The 18,478-nt window shown below is 65.7% G+C and carries 20 protein-coding genes; 10 read left to right on the forward strand and 10 right to left on the reverse strand.

Annotated features, from left to right (window positions below):
- Positions 1-338 precede the first annotated feature (338 nt).
- Positions 339-941 carry a hypothetical protein gene (locus ACXYMN_RS11165; RefSeq protein WP_459013713.1) on the forward strand — a complete coding sequence of 201 codons (603 nt, stop codon included), beginning with the start codon at positions 339-341 and terminating at the stop codon, positions 939-941.
- 77 nt (positions 942-1,018) lie between these two features.
- On the opposite strand, the gene ACXYMN_RS11170 is transcribed toward ACXYMN_RS11165, so the two are convergent.
- The 6 genes from ACXYMN_RS11170 to cysG form a co-directional block, all read right to left on the reverse strand.
- On the reverse strand, positions 1,019-1,888 hold the full coding sequence (locus ACXYMN_RS11170; RefSeq protein WP_459013715.1) for a ferredoxin--NADP reductase: 870 nt from the start codon (positions 1,886-1,888) through the stop codon (positions 1,019-1,021).
- A 95-nt stretch (positions 1,889-1,983) separates the two neighbouring features.
- Positions 1,984-2,355 carry a DUF934 domain-containing protein gene (locus tag ACXYMN_RS11175; protein WP_459013716.1) on the reverse strand — a complete coding sequence of 124 codons (372 nt, stop codon included), beginning with the start codon at positions 2,353-2,355 and terminating at the stop codon, positions 1,984-1,986.
- A complete protein-coding gene (locus ACXYMN_RS11180) occupies positions 2,352-3,146 on the reverse strand; it encodes a phosphoadenylyl-sulfate reductase (protein WP_459013717.1) in 795 nt (264 codons plus the stop codon). The genes ACXYMN_RS11175 and ACXYMN_RS11180 overlap by 4 nt, the downstream gene beginning before the upstream one ends.
- Positions 3,136-4,812 (reverse strand): nitrite/sulfite reductase, encoded by a 1,677-nt coding sequence (locus ACXYMN_RS11185; RefSeq protein WP_459013718.1) that lies wholly within the window; start codon positions 4,810-4,812, stop codon positions 3,136-3,138. Before ACXYMN_RS11185 ends, ACXYMN_RS11180 begins: the two co-directional genes overlap by 11 nt.
- Positions 4,813-4,875: 63 nt before the next feature.
- Positions 4,876-5,190 (reverse strand): DUF2849 domain-containing protein, encoded by a 315-nt coding sequence (locus ACXYMN_RS11190; protein ID WP_459013719.1) that lies wholly within the window; start codon positions 5,188-5,190, stop codon positions 4,876-4,878.
- Positions 5,190-6,617: a siroheme synthase CysG gene (gene cysG / locus ACXYMN_RS11195; protein ID WP_459013720.1), complete on the reverse strand. Its 1,428-nt coding sequence runs from the start codon at positions 6,615-6,617 to the stop codon at positions 5,190-5,192. Before cysG ends, ACXYMN_RS11190 begins: the two co-directional genes overlap by 1 nt.
- 129 nt (positions 6,618-6,746) lie before the next feature.
- On the opposite strand from cysG, the gene ACXYMN_RS11200 reads away from it, so the two are divergent.
- From ACXYMN_RS11200 to ACXYMN_RS11230, 7 genes are all read left to right on the forward strand, one after another.
- Entirely contained in the window at positions 6,747-7,226 is a 480-nt protein-coding gene (locus tag ACXYMN_RS11200; RefSeq protein WP_459013721.1) for an Lrp/AsnC family transcriptional regulator, read from the forward strand.
- Between the two features lie 89 nt (positions 7,227-7,315).
- Positions 7,316-9,058 (forward strand): sensor histidine kinase, encoded by a 1,743-nt coding sequence (locus tag ACXYMN_RS11205; protein WP_459013722.1) that lies wholly within the window; start codon positions 7,316-7,318, stop codon positions 9,056-9,058.
- On the forward strand, positions 9,055-10,278 hold the full coding sequence (locus ACXYMN_RS11210; RefSeq protein ID WP_459013723.1) for a sigma-54-dependent transcriptional regulator: 1,224 nt from the start codon (positions 9,055-9,057) through the stop codon (positions 10,276-10,278). Before ACXYMN_RS11205 ends, ACXYMN_RS11210 begins: the two co-directional genes overlap by 4 nt.
- Positions 10,279-10,403: 125 nt before the next feature.
- On the forward strand, positions 10,404-11,054 hold the full coding sequence (locus ACXYMN_RS11215) for a hypothetical protein (RefSeq protein WP_459013724.1): 651 nt from the start codon (positions 10,404-10,406) through the stop codon (positions 11,052-11,054).
- A gap of 262 nt (positions 11,055-11,316) precedes the next feature.
- Positions 11,317-12,336 carry a DctP family TRAP transporter solute-binding subunit gene (locus ACXYMN_RS11220; RefSeq protein WP_459013725.1) on the forward strand — a complete coding sequence of 340 codons (1,020 nt, stop codon included), beginning with the start codon at positions 11,317-11,319 and terminating at the stop codon, positions 12,334-12,336.
- A 111-nt stretch (positions 12,337-12,447) separates the two neighbouring features.
- Positions 12,448-13,137, forward strand: a complete 690-nt coding sequence (locus ACXYMN_RS11225; protein ID WP_459013726.1) for a TRAP transporter small permease — start codon at positions 12,448-12,450, stop codon at positions 13,135-13,137.
- 4 nt (positions 13,138-13,141) lie between these two features.
- The gene (locus tag ACXYMN_RS11230; protein ID WP_459013727.1) at positions 13,142-14,518 is read left to right on the forward strand and encodes a TRAP transporter large permease; all 1,377 of its coding nucleotides are present in this window, start codon (positions 13,142-13,144) and stop codon (positions 14,516-14,518) included.
- 110 nt (positions 14,519-14,628) lie between these two features.
- Here ACXYMN_RS11230 and tpiA read toward each other — a convergent pair whose 3' ends face one another.
- The 4 genes from tpiA to ACXYMN_RS11250 all read right to left on the reverse strand — a co-directional run bounded on the left by tpiA (position 14,629) and on the right by ACXYMN_RS11250 (position 16,995).
- The gene (gene tpiA, locus ACXYMN_RS11235; RefSeq protein ID WP_459013728.1) at positions 14,629-15,369 is read right to left on the reverse strand and encodes a triose-phosphate isomerase; all 741 of its coding nucleotides are present in this window, start codon (positions 15,367-15,369) and stop codon (positions 14,629-14,631) included.
- Between the two features lie 173 nt (positions 15,370-15,542).
- Positions 15,543-15,923, reverse strand: a complete 381-nt coding sequence (locus ACXYMN_RS11240) for a HesB/IscA family protein (RefSeq protein ID WP_459013729.1) — start codon at positions 15,921-15,923, stop codon at positions 15,543-15,545.
- Positions 15,924-15,988: 65 nt separating this feature from the next.
- Positions 15,989-16,543 carry a sugar O-acetyltransferase gene (locus tag ACXYMN_RS11245; RefSeq protein ID WP_459013730.1) on the reverse strand — a complete coding sequence of 185 codons (555 nt, stop codon included), beginning with the start codon at positions 16,541-16,543 and terminating at the stop codon, positions 15,989-15,991.
- A gap of 89 nt (positions 16,544-16,632) precedes the next feature.
- Entirely contained in the window at positions 16,633-16,995 is a 363-nt protein-coding gene (locus ACXYMN_RS11250) for an SUF system Fe-S cluster assembly protein (protein ID WP_459013731.1), read from the reverse strand.
- A 122-nt stretch (positions 16,996-17,117) separates the two neighbouring features.
- On the opposite strand from ACXYMN_RS11250, the gene ACXYMN_RS11255 reads away from it, so the two are divergent.
- Positions 17,118-17,675 (forward strand): CIA30 family protein, encoded by a 558-nt coding sequence (locus ACXYMN_RS11255; RefSeq protein ID WP_459013732.1) that lies wholly within the window; start codon positions 17,118-17,120, stop codon positions 17,673-17,675.
- A 65-nt stretch (positions 17,676-17,740) separates the two neighbouring features.
- The gene (gene ubiG / locus ACXYMN_RS11260; protein WP_459013733.1) at positions 17,741-18,451 is read left to right on the forward strand and encodes a bifunctional 2-polyprenyl-6-hydroxyphenol methylase/3-demethylubiquinol 3-O-methyltransferase UbiG; all 711 of its coding nucleotides are present in this window, start codon (positions 17,741-17,743) and stop codon (positions 18,449-18,451) included.
- The last annotated feature ends 27 nt before the right edge of the window (positions 18,452-18,478 follow it).

Genomic DNA, 18,478 nt, shown 5'->3' on the forward strand with positions numbered 1-18,478 from the left:
GAAAATAAGCCTGTCGCGCCTTTGATTCAAGCGCCAAAACGGGGCGCGGCACACAAACCTCGGACCCGGCGGCATGTGCCCGTCGACCGCGCCGGATCGGCGGGCCGGACGGCGGCGCTGTTGCGGCGTCCGCCCCCCGATCTCGTCTGCGGGTACGGCAGGATGGGCGGATCGTCGCCGGGGCACGATCAAAGATTACTAAAAAATGTTCTTTAACTTTCTGCAACGGCGGAATTGTGCTAATTCACCGATGTCTGGACTTTGGACGTGCGGGATTCGCCCGCGCATCAGGCCGGAGCCTGGGGCCGGAGCGACGACCGTTGGACAAGATGCGCGACATGCGAGACGACAAATCCGATTGGCGACAGCGCCTGGCACTTCTCGGCATGATGGCCTCAAGCCTGCCTCTGGTCGGCTGGCTCGGTGGCATCGGGTGGCTGGTGCGTGTCGATCAAGGCCACGCGGCGATTGTCACCACCACCGCTATCGGCTTCGTGTTGCTGTTTCTTGCCCTGTATTTCCATGATGGCGGTCGGACGCGCCAGATACAGGCGGTGCTGGTGCTGGCCGTGATCGGACTTGTCATCGCAGAGCGTCTCTATCCCGGTCTGCATGCGATGCCATCCTCGGTGGGCGTCGCGCGCCACACACCCCAGAGCACGGATGCGATGGCGGGGATCACCAGTCTTGGCCTGCTGCTTGGCGGGCTGGTGCTGTTTCGGCTTCGGCAGAACGAAGACAGCACGTTTGCCCTTGCGGCATCGATCTTCGGTGTTTCGACCTCGGTGGCGATCCTGCTGGGCCATTCCTTCGATCCGCAATCGATCTACGCGCTGCCGTTCCTGTCGGGCATGTCGCAATATACCGCGGGCCTGTTCGCGCTGTTCTTCGTGACGATCGCGCTGCCGAATGGCGAAGGCGAGTTGTCGGCTCCGGTCTGAACCGGCACCGTCACGCCTTGAATTCCCCGCTTCCAGATCGACCAGCCTGATCACCCAGACCGCGCGTCGGGCATCCCTCAGTCGAGGAACGCCTTCTCGACGACGTAGTGCTTGGGCGCGGAATTTGCGCCCTCTTCCAGACCGTAGCTTTCCAGCAATTCCTTGATCTCGAGATTGAACGCCAGGTTGCCGCAGACCATCGCGCGGTCGGTCTCGGGCTGCATCGGCGCGACGCCGAGATCGCGAAACACATCGCCCGACCGCATCAGGTCGGTGATCCGGCCCATCTTGGGGCTCTCTTCGCGCGTCGTGGTCGGATAGTAGCGCAGTTTCGCGAGGTTCTCGGCGCCGATCAACTCGTTCAGCAATTCGTCCTTGCGGATCGACTCGATGAGCTGGCGGCCGTATTCCAGCTCACCCACCTCGCGGCAGGTGTGGGTGATGATGACCTCGTCGTAATCCTCATATGTCTGCGGATCGCGCAGCAGCGAGGCAAAGGGCGCAAAGCCTGTGCCGGTGGCGAAGAACCAGATCCGCTTGCCAGGCAGCAGCGCGTCATGCACCAGCGTTCCCACGGGTTTGGGCCGCAGGATGATCTCGTCACCGACCTTGATATGCTGAAGCCGTGACGTGAGCGGGCCGTCGGGCACCTTGATCGAGTAGAACTCGAGCGCGTCGTCCCAGGACGGCGACGCGATGGAATAGGCGCGCAGCAGCGGCTTCTGCTTGCCCGTCTTGGGGTCCGGATCGCCCATCAGGCCGATCATCACGAACTCGCCCGAGCGGAACCGCAGGCTGGCGGGGCGCGCCACCCGGAACGAGAACAGCCGGTCGGTCCAATGGGTGACCTCGGTCACTGTCTGGGCGTCGGGGATGGCCAGTTTCTTCACTGGCTCCGTCTTTACGGGCGTTGCGTCGGTGTCTTTCAAGGGTCTGTGCTCTGTCATGGCATCCTCGCAGGCCGCGCGGCCCGCCTTTCCTTCAATATTCCGTATGGGTGCTGGGCGAAAGGGGGCGAAACGTCTCGGTTCCCGCGCCTGGCTCAGCCGCGCAACCGGGCCTGGTAATCGCCCGCCCGCCAGTCGGCGCGGAAACGCCACTGGTCCTGCGGCTGACGGCTGGCAAGGCTGTCGTCGATCTCGACCTCGTCGAAGCCCGCGCGCCGCGCCATGGCGTATTGATCGGCCAGCACGTGGCCGCGCGCGCGCAACCGGCCCCGGTAGCCCCGCAGCCGTAACAGCCGCGCCAGGGTAAAGCCGCGGCCATCGGCGAAGCCGGGGAAGTCGACGATCACCATCGCCGCATCCGCGACGGCACCGCCGAGGGACTCGGGCGGGGTGTCGGGGGCCAATGCCACCACCGGGCCCCGCCAATCGTCGGTGCCGAAGCCCTGGTCTGTCACGATCACGCTCATGTGGTCTCTCCTTGCCGCACAGCACGGCCGTTGACGAAATGGATGCCGCATTCATCCTTGTTCTGTCCGCGCCAGCGCCCGGCGCGCGGGTCTTCCTCGGCGCTTACCCGCGAGGTGCAGGGTGCGCAGCCGATCGATGGATAGCCCTGCCGTACCAGCGGATGCCGGGGCAGGCGGTTTTCGTCCATGTAGGCGGCCACGTCCTGCGGTGCCCAATGGGCCAGCGGATTGACCTTGATGCGGCCGGTCGCAAGCTCGAGTTCGAAGAAATCGAGATCCGCCCGGTCGCCGGTCTGGTAGCGCTTGCGCCCGGTGATCCAGCCGTCGAAGCCGTCGAGCGCGGCCTCGAGAGGCTGGGTCTTGCGCAGCGCGCAGCAGGCATTGGGGTCGGCATGGCGCAGCGCGCCGTGGGGATCGCGGGCCGCAAGGGTGGCGGCCTCTGTCTGCACGATGCGCACATCCCTGAGGCCAAGACGCTCGGCCACCTCCTGCTGGTAGACCAGCGTTTCGGTAAAGAGCAGCCGGGTGTCGATGAACAAAACCGACGTTGACCGGTCGGTCATGGCGACCAGGTGCAACAGCGCCACCGATTCGGCGCCGAAGCTCGAAACCATGGCGATGCGGCCCGATTCTGGGTCGGACAGCGCGCCGCGCAGGACCGCCGTGGCGCCGTGGTGCCGGTAGCGGGCATTGAGCGCGGCCACCCGGTCGGACAATTCCGCACGGCGTGCAGCACTCGGTCCGCCCGGGCGGGCGTCCTCGTCGTAAGCCAACGGACGATCAGGCCGCATCGGCGCGCGCCTCTTCGGGGGCGTCGTATAGCGCGGCCTTGAACGGTGCCATCCCCAGCCTGCGATAGGTGTCGATGAAGGTTTCGTCCCGCCCGTGGCGCAGCGCAAGATAGGCCGTCACCAACCGCTCGATGGCGGGCAGGATCTGATCCGCCGCAAAGCCCGGACCGGTGCGCTGGCCCAGCTGCGCATCCGCCCCGTGATCGCCGCCAAGCGTGATCTGGTAGTTCTCGACGCCGGCGCGATCGAGGCCCAGGATACCGATATGGCCCACGTGGTGATGACCGCAGGCATTGATGCAGCCCGAAATCTTGATCTTCAGATCGCCGATCTCGTGTTCGTTCTTCAGCGCCTCGAAGCGCTGCGCGATCTGTTGCGCGATGGGGATCGACCGGGCGGTGGCAAGCGCGCAGTAATCCATGCCCGGGCAGGCGATGATGTCGGAAATCTTGCCGATATTCGCGGTGGCCAGCCCGTGCCTTTGCAATTCTGCAAAGATTGCGGGTAAATCCGACTTGTGCACATGCGGCAGCACAATGTTCTGCTCATGGCTGACGCGCAATTCGTCGTGGCTGTAGCGTTCGGCAAGGTCGGCCATCACCCGCATCTGTTGGGCGGTGGCATCGCCCGGTGTCGCGCCATGCGCCTTGAGCGAGATCTGCGCGATGGCATGGCCCGGCGCGCGGTGGTCGCTCAGGTTGGTGTCGGCCCAGGACCGGAACAGCGGATCGGCCTCATAGGCCGCATCGAAGGCATCCAGCGGCGCGCTGCGCCAGACCGGCGGCGCGAACTGGGCGCGGATCTCTGCCAGCATCGTCTGGTCGATGCCGGTGAATGCCTGCCGGGTTTCCTGAAACCGCGCCTCGACCAGACGCGAGATTTCCGCGATGCCGTGTTCGTGCACGGTGATCTTGATGCGCGACTTGAACTTGTTGTCGCGCCGTCCCAGCAGGTTCCAGACCGACACCACCGCCTCGAGATAGGGCAAGAGGTCGCGTTCGGGCAGGTCGTCGCGCAGGGTCTTGCCGATCATCGGCGTCCGGCCAAGCCCGCCTCCGACAATCACCTGGTAGGCGATGCCGCCATCCGCGGCGCGCAGGATGCGCAGCCCCACGTCATGCGCCGCGGTCACCGCGCGATCGTTCGGGCTGCCGGTCACCGCGACCTTGAACTTGCGCGGCAAGAACTGGAACTCCGGGTGATCGGTCGACCATTGCCGGATCAGCTCGGCCACCGGGCGCGGGTCCGCGATCTCGTCCGCCGCGGCACCGGCAAAGTGGTCGGCGGTGACGTTGCGGATGGTGTTGCCCGAGGTCTGGATGGCGTGCATTTCGACCTCGGCCAGCGCATCGAGAATGTCAGGCACGTCGCGCAGGTCAGGCCAGTTGAACTGGATGTTCTGCCGGGTGGTGAAGTGGCCGTAGCCCTTGTCCCAGCGCTGCGCGATATAGGCAAGCTGCCGCATCTGCCGGGCGTTCATGGTGCCGTAGGGGACCGCCACGCGCAGCATGTAGGCATGCAGTTGCAGGTAGAGACCGTTCATCAGCCGCAAGGGCTTGAACTCGTCCTCAGTAAGGCTGCCGTCGATCCGGCGCGCAACCTGGGCGCGGAACTGGCGGTTGCGGGTCGCGACGAAATCCGCGTCGAAATCGGTATAGCGATACATGGGATATCTCCTGCCATCGGGTCGGATCCACGTTTTTATCTAAAAACGTAATCTGAATTTTAGTTAAAATTCAGCGCCCGAACGGTGTTCCTGTTTGCCATGGCGGTAGTTCGACGGCCCCCTGCGGCGAAAATCCTCGCGGAAATGCGCGGGCTCGGGCCCTTCCGGTCCGGGCGTCACCTCGGCGAGGTAGGCCCCGACAATCTCGCTCGCGCGCGATTGCGCATCGATCAGGCGGATCTGGGCATGGGCTTCGTCGATCAGTACCTCGGCCTCGGTCAGCGACCGGGTCCAGGTGTCGGTCTCGGTCAGGTAGACCACATCGCCGATCAGCAGCGCGTTCGCGGTGATGACCTTCGGGGTGAATGCACGGGGCATCAGAGCGCCTCCTTGATGGCGGTGAGCGTCGGCAAGGCACGCAAGCCAGGCACGCCCGCGCGTTGGGCCTCAACGGTGCGCGGGGCCAGCCCGAACAGCGTCAGCGCGGGCCCGGACAGGCCGGCTGCCGCAAGATCCGAGGCGAGGTCGGCCAGGGTGGTGGCGACGATGCGCTGATCCGGTCGGGAGGCATTCTCGACGAGCGTCACCGGTGTGTCCGGTGCCGCGCCGTGCATCAGCAGGCGGCCCTGGATGAAGCGCGCCGCCTTTTTGCCCATGTAGATCGCGGCGACCGCGCCGGGGCGGGCCAACGCCGTCCAGTCGTGATCGGCGAAGCCCTTCATGTCGTGCCCGGTCAGGAACCGCACACTGGCATTGCGGTCGCGCCGGGTCAGGGATTGCCCGATGGCGGCGACAGCGGCCGAGGCGGCGGTGATGCCAGGCACCACATGCCAGTCGATGCCGGCTTCGGTGACCGCATCGCATTCCTCGTCCAGGCGTCCGAACACCGTCGGATCGCCGGATTTGAGCCGAACCACCTGCAGGCCCGCCTGCGCATGGGTAACGATCAGGGCATTGATCTCGGCCTGGGTCATGGAGGGGCCGAAGCCTTCCTTGCCCGCGTCGATCATCAGCGCCTCGCGGCGCGCCAACTCGAGGATCGCGGGCGAGATCAGCCGGTCGTGGATCACCACGTCGGCGGTATCGAGCAGGCGGCGCGCCTTCAGCGTCAACAGATCCGGATCGCCGGGGCCCGCGCCGACGAAGGCCACGTGCCCGGGGCGGTCGCGGGCTTCAAGGTGGGACGTCAACAGGTCGTCGAGGGCGATCCGCACCGCATCCTCGCCGCCCTGGCGCAGCGCCTTGGCACCCACGCCGCCGTAATAGTCGGACCAGAAGTCGCGCCGCCTGCGCCCCATAGGCAGGGCATCGGCCACCTTCCGGAACGCCTTGCCAAGCCGGGCGAGGGGGCCCAGTTCGGCGGGCAGACGGGCCTCGAGGTCGCGCTTGATGGCCCGGGCGAGCACCGGGGCCGCGCCCTCGGTGCCGATCGCCACGGTGACCGGGTCGCGGTCGACCATGGCGGGGGTGATGAACTGGCTGTCCTCGAGGTTGTCGACGATATTGGTCAGCGCCCCGTCGGCATGGGCGATGGCGGCGGTGCGTGCATCCTCGACCGCGTCTTCGTCGGCGGCGTAGAACAGCACCGCGCAGAGCGCATCGCCCGGCGCCATGGCGCGGCGGTTCAGGGTCAGCCGTCCGGCGGCAGCCCAGGCCGCGATCTCGGGTGCGGGATCCGCGGCGAAGACGGTCAGATGCGCCTCGGTCTTCATCAGCAGACGCAGTTTGGCAAGGGCGGCGTCGCCACCGCCGGAAAGCACCACGCGCCGTCCGGCGAGTGCCACGAAGATCGGGAAATGCTGCATGTGCGCGCCTCTGGTCGCCGGGAAGGATCTGCCCCTGATATAGAATTTTGTTCTGCGCATTGGCTAGATGCTTGCGGAAACAAGGATGTTTGTTCTATCAGAGTGGAAAAAGTAGCGAGGCTATTTCGCATGGACAGCAAAGACGGAACGCCGACCCGGCTCGACGAGGTGGATCGGAAAATCCTCGCGGCGTTGCAGCGCGATGCCAGCCAGTCGCTGGACGAGATCGCGAAAGCCGTGGGCTCATCGAAGACGCCGGTCTGGAACCGAATCCGCAAGATGCGCGAGGCCGGTATCATCGGCGCGCAGACCGTGCAGCTCGATGCCGAGGCGCTGGGATTCGAGGCGTGTTTCTTCGTGCTCATCCGCACCTCCGAGCACGAGGCGGACTGGCAGCGGCGATTTCTGAAAGCGCTGAAAGAGCGGCCCGAAGTGCAGGAAGCGCACCGGCTGGCGGGCGATATCGACTACATCCTGAAGGTGCGTGTGAAGAACGCGCGGGCCTATGATGCGTTCTACCAGGCCCTGATCTCGGAGGTGAAGGTGCACAACGTCACGGCGCTCTTGTCGATGGAGGAGATCAAGTCGACGACGGCGCTGCCGCTGTAGGGGGCGCACCTCTTTGGCGCGTGCGCGCCGCATCGGACGCGTGCGCAGACCGCTGGCGCAGGCAAGCCCGCCTGGGATAGACAGGTGCCATGACATCGCGTCTCGATATCCGCGCCGGGCTCGTGGTCCTGTTTCTTGCCGCCGTGGCGGGCCTTGGCGGGCTGGTCTGGCGCACCGGCTACGTCCAGGCCTTGGCCCCGCTGTGGCAATCGGGCGCCTCCGACCTGGCGCTGGCCGCGGACCGGCTGGTCACGCAATTGTCGCGCTACCGGGAGTTCGCCGTGCTGATGTCGGATCATCCGGCGCTTGCCGCGCGCAGCGATGGTGGCGACCGGGCCGCCGCGGACGCGGCCCTGCTCAAGGCGACCGACCGCACCGGCACGCGGGCGGCGTTCTTCCTGTCGCTTCAGGGCGATCTCTTGGCCAGTTCGGGCGGTGGGTTCCCTGACGATCTGACCGACCCCGAGGTGATCCTGCGGGCCCGGCAGGGGGCGTTGGGGGCCGGGCTCGGGCAACTGGACGGGGCGCGGGTCTTTGTCTTCGCCGCCCCGCAGTTTGGCAGGGGTGGCCTGGTCGAGGGCACACTGGTGGTCGCGGTCGATCTGGCCGCGCTCGAGCGGGACTGGCGCGGCTCGTTGCCGACGGTCTATTTCACCGACGCCGACGGGCGCATCTTCGTGACCAACCGGTCCGAGCTGATGTTCTGGCAGCAAGCCGACGATGCCACGCTGATCGCCCCGGATGGCACCCGACATGTCATGGCGGCCTGGCAATCGGGCGGTCACGCCATCCGCAGCCTGTCGGTGTCGCCCTACATACCCCACGAAGCGCTGTACCTGACCGATGCGCTGCCGGTGATCGGCTTGACCGGCCATGCGCTGATCGACGTGACCGGCGCCAAGCGGCTGGCCACCCTGCAGGCCGCCGCGGCGGTTGCGATCTGCCTCTTTTTCGGGGCGCTGCTGTTTCTGGCGACCGAACGCAGGCGCACCCTGGCGCTGGCCAATCAGCGTCTCGAGGGACGCGTGGCCGATCGCACGCGCATGCTGTCGGATGCCAACGCGGCGCTGCGCCGCGAGGTGGTCGAGCGCCAGCAGGCCGAACGCCGGCTGACCCGCGCGCAGGCCGAGCTTGTGCAGGCGGGCAAGCTGTCGGCGCTGGGGCAGATGTCGGCGGGGATCAGTCACGAGTTGAATCAGCCGCTGATGGCGATCCGGTCCTATGCCGAAAACGGGGCTGCCTTTCTCGACCGGGCCCGTCCCGAAGCGGCGGCCGAGAATTTCAACCGGATCTCGCAGATGGCGCAGCGCATGGGCCGCATCATCCAGAACCTGCGCGCCTTTGCCCGCCAAGAGGCCGCGCCCGCCACCGATGTGGGGCTGTCCCAGATCGTCGATGCGACGCTCGATCTGGTCGCCGAACGGATCCGCGCCGAGGGCGTGACCGTCGACTGGGTGCCGCCCGCGCGGCCCGCCATTGTCGTCGGCGGCGAGGTCCGGCTGGGGCAGGTCGTGCTCAACCTGATCACCAACGCGCTCGATGCCATGGCCGCAAGCCCGGTGCGCACCCTGCGTATCCGCATCGAGGATGACGGCCACGGCCACGCGCTTCTGACGGTGCAGGACAGCGGCCCGGGCATCGAGGAGCCTGCCCGCATCTTCGATCCGTTCTATTCCACCAAGGCGGTCGGCTCCGGCGAGGGCATGGGGCTGGGCCTGTCGATCAGCTACGGCATGATCCAGAGTTTCGGCGGTAAGCTCAGCGGCGCCAACACCGATGCGGGCGGGGCGATCTTCACGCTGGAACTCGACCGTGCGAAGGTGGCCGCATGACCCGCTCGGTGCTCTTGGTGGACGACGACAGCGCGGTGCGCGAGGCACTGGCGCAGACCCTCGACCTCGAGGGACTGGAGCCGATCGCGGCGGCGTCCTTCGTCGAGGCCAAGCACCGCATCCTGCGCGATTTCGACGGCGTCATCCTGTCCGACATCCGGATGCCCGGGCGCGACGGGTTTCACCTTCTGGGCTACGCGCAGGAGGTCGATCCGGAGCTGCCGGTGATCCTGCTGACCGGTGAGGGCGACATTCCGATGGCGGTGCGCGCCATGGGGGCGGGGGCGTTCGACTTTCTGGAAAAACCCTGCGCCCCGAAGGACCTGGTGACGGTGATCGACCGGGCGCTCAAGACCCGGGCGCTGGTGCTTGAAAACCGCCGCCTCAAGGCCGAACTGGAAGCGGGCGACCCGGCGGCGCGGCTGATTTTCGGGCGGTCGGCACAGTCGGACGCGCTGCGGCGTGAGGTGCGCGTGGCCGCCCGGTCCGGCGCGCCGACGCTGGTCACCGGCGCGCCCGGCACCGGTATCTCGAAAGTGGCCGAGGTGCTGCACCTGGCCTCGCCCCGGGTCAACCGGCCGTTCCACAAGCGCGCCGCCCGCACCCTGGATCGCGGCGAGCTGGCGGCGCTTTGGACCCAGACCGACGGCGGCACGCTGTTTCTCGACGAGATCGGCCAGCTTGGTCCCGACATGCAGATGGCGCTGGCCGATGCGCTGGAAACGCGCGGGCCGACGCTGGTGGCGGGCAACAGCGGCCCGCTGGAAGAGGCCGTCGACAAGGGGCATTTCTCGGCCGATCTGTTCTACCGGGTGCAGGTCTGCCGGGTCTACATTCCGACGCTGGCCGAGCGGCCCGAGGACATCCCCGTGCTGTTCCGGCACTATGTCGCGCAGGCGTCCGAGCAGGCGGGCCTCGACCCGCCCGACGTGACCGAAGAGATCGTCGCCGACCTGATCGCGCGCGAATGGCCCGGCAATGCCCGCGCGCTGATGTCCGAGGCGATGCGCTTTGCGCTCGGCCTCCGGTCCGTCGCGCGGCAGGAAACCGGCGGCGGGCTAAGCGACCGGATGGCGCAGGTCGAACGCTCGCTCCTGTCCGAGGCGCTGAGCCGGGCGCAGGGGCAGGCCAGCCGCGCTGCCGAAGCGCTGAAACTGCCGCGCAAGACCTTCTACGACAAGCTGGCGAAATATGGGCTCAAGCCCGAGGATTTCCGCTAGGGGCTTTGCGAAAATAACAGGGCGCGCCGATTTTCGGGCGGTTTGTCCGGCGATTGCACCGCACACCGATAGGTTGATCGCGGGTTTCGTGCTAGGATGGGGCCATTGTCACCAAGGTTCTTGCCATGAAATCCACATTTTCTTCCTGGCTTGCCGCAACAAGCAACGCCGATTTCCACGCCCTGCGCGGCCACGTCAATGCAGCACCCGAAGACTGGGACCAGATCACCACGCTGCCGCAGGCGCAGGCCCGGATCGAAGCGCTGGCGGGGCTTGACGATGCCACCCGACGGGCCCGTCAGATGGACCTCGCGCGGGCCTTTCTGGCCTTCGAAAAGCAGCAAGGACGGTCGGGCGGCAACATCCTGTCCTTCGGGCCCAGCGTGTTTGTCCTGATGATTGTCGTGCTTGGCGTGATCGCCTTCGGCATCTTCTCGAAGTCGGAGCCACGCCTGCTCGAACAGTTGTCCGACATCGAAACCGCGCGCGGGCTGATCACCTTCATCTTCGCGCTGGGCGTGATGTCGCTGGCCCTGATCATCGTGAGCGCCGGGTTCGTCTCGACCGCTCTGCCCGATCATTCCTTCGACCGCGCGAAAGAGGTGTTCACGTCGCTGGTGGCGATCCTCGGCACGATCCTGGGGTTCTACTTCGGTGCCGGTGAAGCCGAACGGATCGAAGAGGCACTCTCCGGTGTCACCCAAAGCACCCTTGTCGCGCCGGAACAGCCCGCGCAGGACACGCCGGTTGCGCCGGAACAGCCTGCACGGGACTGACCATCAACACGGGAATCGCGGCGTCAGGCCTGTGCGGATAATCGCACTGCGCGCGGACTTGCGTGTGTGGAAATCCGCACGCCGATCCGGAAGCTGCGTTATCCGGCACAGATAATGCGCTGAAATACATGGAAAATTCTACCGGGAATCACGTCCGAATCAAATTTCTTGTCAGGTGCCCGGGAACAGCGTTCTCTCGCGGTCAGCGCCGGGCCGTCAAGCGCCCGCCGTCTCAACACAGATTGTTGTCTGGGAGGACCACATGAAGACTTTCCTGAAGACCGCCGCCGCCGTGGCGGCGCTGTCCGTGACCGCATCCACCGCATTCGCCGCCGAGCATGAGGCCGGTTGCGACGATGGCGAGATGGTCATCAAGTTCAGCCACGTTACCAACAACGACCGCCACCCCAAGGGCATCGCCGCAAGCCTGCTGATGGAGCGCGTCAACACCGAGATGAACGGCGTCGCCTGCATGGAGGTCTATCCGAACTCCACGCTTTACAACGACGATCAGGTTCTCGAGGCGATGCTGCAGGGCGACGTGCAGCTGGCCGCGCCGTCGCTGTCGAAGTTCGAGCAGTTCACCAAGGTGTTCCGGATCTACGACCTGCCCTTCATGTTCAAGAACATCGACGCCGTCGACGCCTTCCAGGCCTCGGAAGCCGGTCAGGCGATGCTTGAGTCCATGACCCGCCGCGGCATTCTCGGGCTGGCCTACTGGCACAACGGCATGAAGCAGATGTCGGCGAACGTGCCGCTCGAGTTGCCCAGCGATGCCAACGGCCTGAAGTTCCGCGTGCAGAACTCCGAAGTGCTCAAGGCGCAGATGGCCGCGATGGGCGCGTCGCCGCAGCCGATGGCCTTCTCGGAAGTGTACGGTGCGCTGCAGACCGGCGTTGTCGACGGGCAGGAAAACACCTGGTCCAACATCTACGGCCAGAAGTTCTTCGAGGTGCAGGATGGCACGACCGAAACCAACCACGGCGTGATCGACTACCTCGTCGTGACCGGCACCGACTGGTGGGACAGCCTGGATGCGGACGTGCGCGACCAGCTTGCGACCATCATCTCCGAAGTGACCGAAACCCGGAACGCGGAAAGCTTCAACGTCAACCAGCAGGCCAAGCAGGCGGTCCTCGATGCCGGTGGCGAAGTGCGCGAACTGACCGCAGAGCAGCGTGCAGCCTGGGTCGAGACCATGAAGCCGGTCTGGGACCAGTTCATGGACGATGTCGGCGAAGAGAACGTCGCGGCGGCGCAGTCCATCAACGAGATGAACTGATCCTGAACCGATCGGTCTGACACGGGTCCCGTCCGCACCCTCCGTGGGCGGGGCACACAAATCAAAACAGAACCGGATGGCGGATCGCCGGACCGGGCGGGGGATTTCCACATGTCTGTCCATCGAGAGCCCGAGTCTGCTTTCGGACGCTTTGTCGACGAGCTGGAGGAGACGGCCATTGCGCTGATCCTCGGTGCGATGACCATCATCACCTTCATCAACGTGGTCTTGCGCTACGGTTTCAACACCGGGTTGATCTGGGGGCTTGAAGCCACGTCGCTGCTGTTTGCCTGGCTGGTCCTGTTCGGCATCAGCTATGCCGTCAAGAAGACCGCGCATCTTGGCGTCGACGCGGTCACCAACGTGATGCCCGACGGCATCCGCCGCCCGCTGGCGCTGATCGCCGCGGCGGTCTGCATCGCCTACGCGGCGCTGCTGCTCAAGGGATCGTGGGACTACTGGGCGAACTTCGCCAACCTGCCGCAGACCACCGGTCGCTGGTTCCCCCTGGGTTTCGAGGAGATGGGCCGCACGTCCTATCGTGGCTGGTACGAAACCATCGACATTCCGTTCCCCGAATGGTTGCGCTGGATCCAGCCGATCATGAACGAAGGCATGGATTACGAAAAACTGCCCCGCTTCATCCCCTATGCCATCCTGCCCATCGGTGCCGCGCTTCTGCTGTTCCGCTTTGTGCAGGCGACGATCCGGATCTGGCACGGTGATGTCGGCGCGCTGATCGTCAGCCACGAAGCCGAAGACGCCGTCGATGACGTCGCCCACATGAACAAGGGGGACTGAGCCGATGGAAGTCGTCATTCTTTTTGGCATGGTCATCGGACTGATGCTGATCGGCGTTCCGATCGCCGTCAGCCTCGGCTTTTCGTCGACCATCTTTCTGCTTGTGCTGTCGGACACCTCGCTGGCCTCGATCGCGCAAAGCTTCTTTCAGGCCATGGCGGGGCATTACACGCTGCTGGCCATCCCGTTCTTCATCCTGGCCTCGAGCTTCATGTCGACGGGCGGCGTGGCGCGGCGGATCATCCGCTTCTCGATCGCCGTGGTCGGGCACTTTCCGGGGGGCCTTGCGATTGCGGGGGTCTTCGCCTGCATGATGTTCGCGGCGCTGTCGGGGTCCTCCCCGGCCACGGTCGTCGCCATCGGCTCGATCGTGATCGCGGGGATGCGGCAGGTCGGCTATTCCAAGGATTTCGCCGCCGGCGTCATCGCCAACGCGGGCACCTTGGGCATCCTCATTCCGCCGTCCATCGTGATGGTGGTCTATGCCTCGGCGACGGATGTCTCGGTGGGGCGGATGTTCCTTGCGGGGGTCATTCCGGGCCTGATGGCGGGCACCATGCTGATGCTCACCATCTATCTGATCGCCAAGGTCAAGAACCTGCCCAAGGGCGACTGGCAGGGCTGGGGCGAGGTCTGGGCCTCGGCGCGCGAAGCGTCCTGGGGGCTGTTCCTGATCGTCATCATCCTGGGCGGCATCTATGGCGGCATCTTCACCCCGACCGAAGCCGCGGCGGTGGCGGCGATCTACGCCTTCCTGATCGCCAACTTCATCTATGCCGACATGGGACCGCTGGCGACACGGGAGGGCGAGCCCAACAAGACGCTGCTGCACAAGCCTATCGCGCTGCTGTCGGCCTTTGTCCACAAGGACACCAAGGACACGCTGTTCGACGCGGGCAAGCTGACCATCACGCTGATGTTCATCATCGCCAATGCGCTGATCCTCAAGCACGTGCTGACCGACGAACAGATCCCGCAGCATATCGCGGGCGTGATGCTGGACGCGGGTTTCGGGCCGGTGATGTTCCTGGTGATCGTGAACGTGATCCTGCTGATCGGCGGTCAGTTCATGGAGCCGTCGGGGCTTCTGGTGATCGTGGCACCGCTGGTGTTCCCGATCGCCATCCAGCTTGGCATCGATCCCATCCATCTCGGCATCATCATGGTGGTGAACATGGAAATCGGGATGATCACGCCGCCGGTGGGTCTTAACCTGTTCGTGACGTCCGGTGTGGCAGGTATGTCGATGACACGGGTCGTGAAGGCGGCGCTGCCGTTCCTCGGCGTGCTGTTCATCTTCCTGATCATGGTGACCTACATCCCGATCCTGTCGACCTGGCTGCCGACGATGCTGATGGGACCCGAGATCATCACCTACTGAGCCGGGAAAGCACCTCTTTGGCGCTTGCGCGCCGCATCGGAGGGTTCGTAACGAGTGCCGCGGGCGGGGCGTCAGAGATGACGCGCCGCCTGTTTTTTTGCGACGCGGGTTTAACCAGCGGCGGCGTTGAGCGCGTCGATGATGCCGCCGAAGTCGTTGGCCTTGAGGCTGGCACCGCCCACCAGCGCCCCGTCCACATGTGCAACACCGAAGATCTCGGACGCGTTCGACGGCTTCACGCTGCCGCCATAAAGCAGCGCCATCTCCGCGCCGGTCGCGAACCGCTCCGACAGGGTCTGGCGCATGAAGGCGTGGACCTCGGCGATCTCGTCCAGCGACGGCACCTTGCCTGTGCCGATCGCCCAGATCGGCTCATAGGCGATGATCAGGCTGTCCGCGGTCGCGGCCTCGGGCACCGAGCCCGCAAGCTGGCCGCCGATCACGCCGAGCGTCTGGCCGTCTTCGCGCTGGCCAAGGCTTTCGCCGACGCACAGGATCACGGTCAGGCCCGCGGCCCAGGCGGCCTCGGTCTTGGCGCGTACGTCGGCGTCGCTTTCACCGTGATCGGCCCGGCGTTCGGAATGGCCAAGGATGACAAAAGCGGCGCCCGCGTCGCGCAGCATGTCCGCCGAGATGTCGCCGGTATGTGCGCCGGATGCCGAAGCGTGGCAATCCTGCCCGCCGATGCCGACCGATCCCGCGACCGCCGCCGCGCGGGACAGCAGCGTGGCAGGCGGGCAGATCACCACATCCGCGCGGTCGCCGTCGCGCGCGGCCAGCGCCTCAAGCTCGGCCAGCGCCGAGCCGGTGCCGTTCATCTTCCAATTGCCTGCTGCGACCTTCCGGGGCATCGCGTCACCTTTCCTATGATTGATCGCGCGCATCATCGCGTCCCGCCGGGCAAGGTCAAGGCGCTTGCCGCCGACGCAGCACGCCCGGGCAGGGTGCATCGATCAAAGCCCGGTCAGGGCCGCCCATAGCCGCGCGCGGCAGAAGACACCGGCGGGGACGGTCGGGGCAGCGATCAGGACCCGGTACGCTCGGACTGCAACGTTTCCACGTCCTTGAACTTGATCGATTCCCCACAACCGCAGGCATCCACCACGTTGGGATTGCGGAACTTGAAGCCCGATTCCAGCAGCGAGGTCTCGTAGTCGATCTCGGTTCCGAAGAGGAACATCTGCGCCATCGGTGCGATCATCACCCGCGCGCCGTCCTGCTCGACCACTTCGTCATTGGGGTCGGCGTCGTCGACATAGTCCATGGTGTATTCCATGCCCGCGCAGCCGCCCTTCTTGACGCCGATCCTGAGGCCGTGACGGCCATCGCGCGCCATCAGCCGGGTGATCTGGCCGACCGCCGCGGGGGTCATGGTCAGCGGCGATTTTCCGGGAATGCCGAACATGGGATATCTCCGTTGTGTGAGGCCATAATCTATGCGCTACGGCGGCAAATTCCAATGGGGCCGCGTCACGCGCGGCTTGTCAGGGGGCGCGCGGGGTTGCCGGCCACGGTGACACCGGCGGGCACATCGCGGGTCACCACGGCCCCCGCGCCGACGATGGCATTGTCGCCCACGGTGATGCCCGGCAGGATGATCGCGCTCGCTCCGAGCCAGACATCGCGCCCGATGACGATCGGATAGGCGCTTTCCAGTTCGGCCTTGCGCGCCACCGGGTCGCGCGGGTGGTCGGCGGTCAGAAGCTGCACGAAGGGGCCGATGTCGCAGCCATCGCCGATATGGATCGGGGCTGCGTCCAGCAGATAGCAGCTGTAATTCATGAAGACGCCCGACCCGATGGTGATGTTGTAGCCGTAATCCACGTAAAGCGGCGCGCGCAGGGCGCAGTTGTCGCCAATGCCGCCCAGAAGATCGGCAAGGATCTGCCCGCGCCCGTCGTCACCATAGGTGGTCTGGTTGTAGGCCTGCATCAGCCGTTGCGCGCGCTTGCGACCTTCGGAAAGCTCCGGATCGCCCGGGTAATAGGGCAGACCGGCGATCATCTTGTCCTTTTCGCTGGTCATCGTGTGCGTCCTTTTCCCGCGGCCTTGTGATGTGGCATCGGACCCACGCCAACGCGGCAGTTGCCGTCATGCCCGCAACGACCTGCGCGCTACATGAAGCCCAGTTCAAGCCGCGCCTCGTCGGACATCATGTCCATGCCCCAGGGCGGATCCCAGGTCAGTTCGACATCCACCTGCTTGACGCCGTCCACCGGCTCGACCGCATCCGCCAGCCATCCGGGCATCTCGCCGGCCACCGGACAGCCCGGCGCGGTCAGGGTCATGATGATCCCGACCTCGTTTTCGGGCGAGATATCGATCGTGTAGACCAGGCCCAGATCGTAGATGTTCACCGGAATTTCAGGGTCATAAACGCTTCTGCACGCCTCCACGATCTGATCGTAAAGCGGATGATCGGTGCTTGACGGGCGGATCAGCGGGGCACCTTCGAGTTGCGAACCTTGATCGTTCATGGAGCATCCTTTGCGGCAATTCCGAGTAAACATATAAGGAATGGCGCGGGCACGGTAAAGGGGCACCGCGCGCGGGATACCTGCGACCTTTGCGAACGCGTCCGCCGCCCTATCTTACGTCGATGACACAGAAACGCATCCTTACGCCATTGATCGCGGCGCTGCTGCTGACGATGGCTCCTGCCATGGCCGGAGAGCCGATGACCGAAGATTTCGAGACCAGCCCCGAAAGCCGCTGGCGCTTTTTCACCGACGGCGTGATGGGCGGGGTCTCCTCGGGTCAGGTCAGTTTCCTGACCGAGGCGGGCACCCGCATCGCGCGCATGACCGGCGATGTGAGCACCGCCAACAACGGCGGTTTCATCCAGATGCGCATGGATCTGCCCGCGCCGCCCCCGGGCGACACCCGGGGCGTGCGGCTGGTGGTGCGCGGCAACGAGGCCCCTTATTTCGTGCATCTGCGCACCAATGGCACGATGCTGCCGTGGCAATACTATCAGGCGGAATTCGCGGCGACGGGCGACTGGGTCGAGGTGCGACTGCCCTTCACGGCGTTCAAGCCGTCGGGCAATCTGCTGCACGCGACGCCCTTGCCGACGGCGCTGACCTCGATCGCGGTGGTGGCCTACGGGCGGGACCACCGCGCGCAGGTCGATGTGCGCGAGATCGGGTTTTACTGAACCGAGGCAGGCGTGCGACCGCCGCGGCACCGCGCCGGGCGGCCCGCCGATCACACGAGGACCGCATGGCTGACGGAAAACGCAACGACCTGGCGCTTTACGATGCGGTCGCCGCCGACTGGTGGTCCGACGATGTCCGCTGGATCCGGACCCTGAAAAACCTGGTGCCGGGGCGCTTCAGATATTTCGACCGGCACATCGACTGGACCGGCAAGCGCGTGCTTGATCTTGGCTGCGCGGGCGGTTTCATGGCCGAAGCGCTGGCCCGGCGCGGGGCCTTGGTGACCGGGATCGACCCCGCGCGGCAGGCGATCGAGGCGGCCCGCACCCATGCACAGTCATCCGGGCTCGACATCCGTTACGACACCGGCACCGCCGAGGATCTGCCCTACGAGACCGCGGCATTCGACGCGGTGGTCTGCGTCGATGTGCTGGAACACGTGGCCGACCTGCAGGCATCGCTGAACCAGGTGGCGCGGATTCTGGCCCCGGGGGGGCTGTTCTTTTACGACACCATCAATCGCACCTGGATGGCGCGGCTGATGGCGATCACCGTGGCCGAAGACCTCGTGGGGATCCTGCCCAAGGGCGCGCACGACCCCGAGATGTTCATCACACCCAAGGAACTGCGCACCGGGCTGGGCAAGGCGGGGCTGACCGATTGCGGCATGACCGGGCTTGGTCCGCGCGGCATCAACCGTCGCGGCGACATGACCTTCGGGCCGCTGCCGGTGAAGACCGTGCAATACATGGGGTATGCGCAGAAACCGGCATGAGCGTTGCGGCCTGTCCTCTCGCCGTCC

The organism is Roseivivax sp. CAU 1753 (assembly GCF_054482575.1).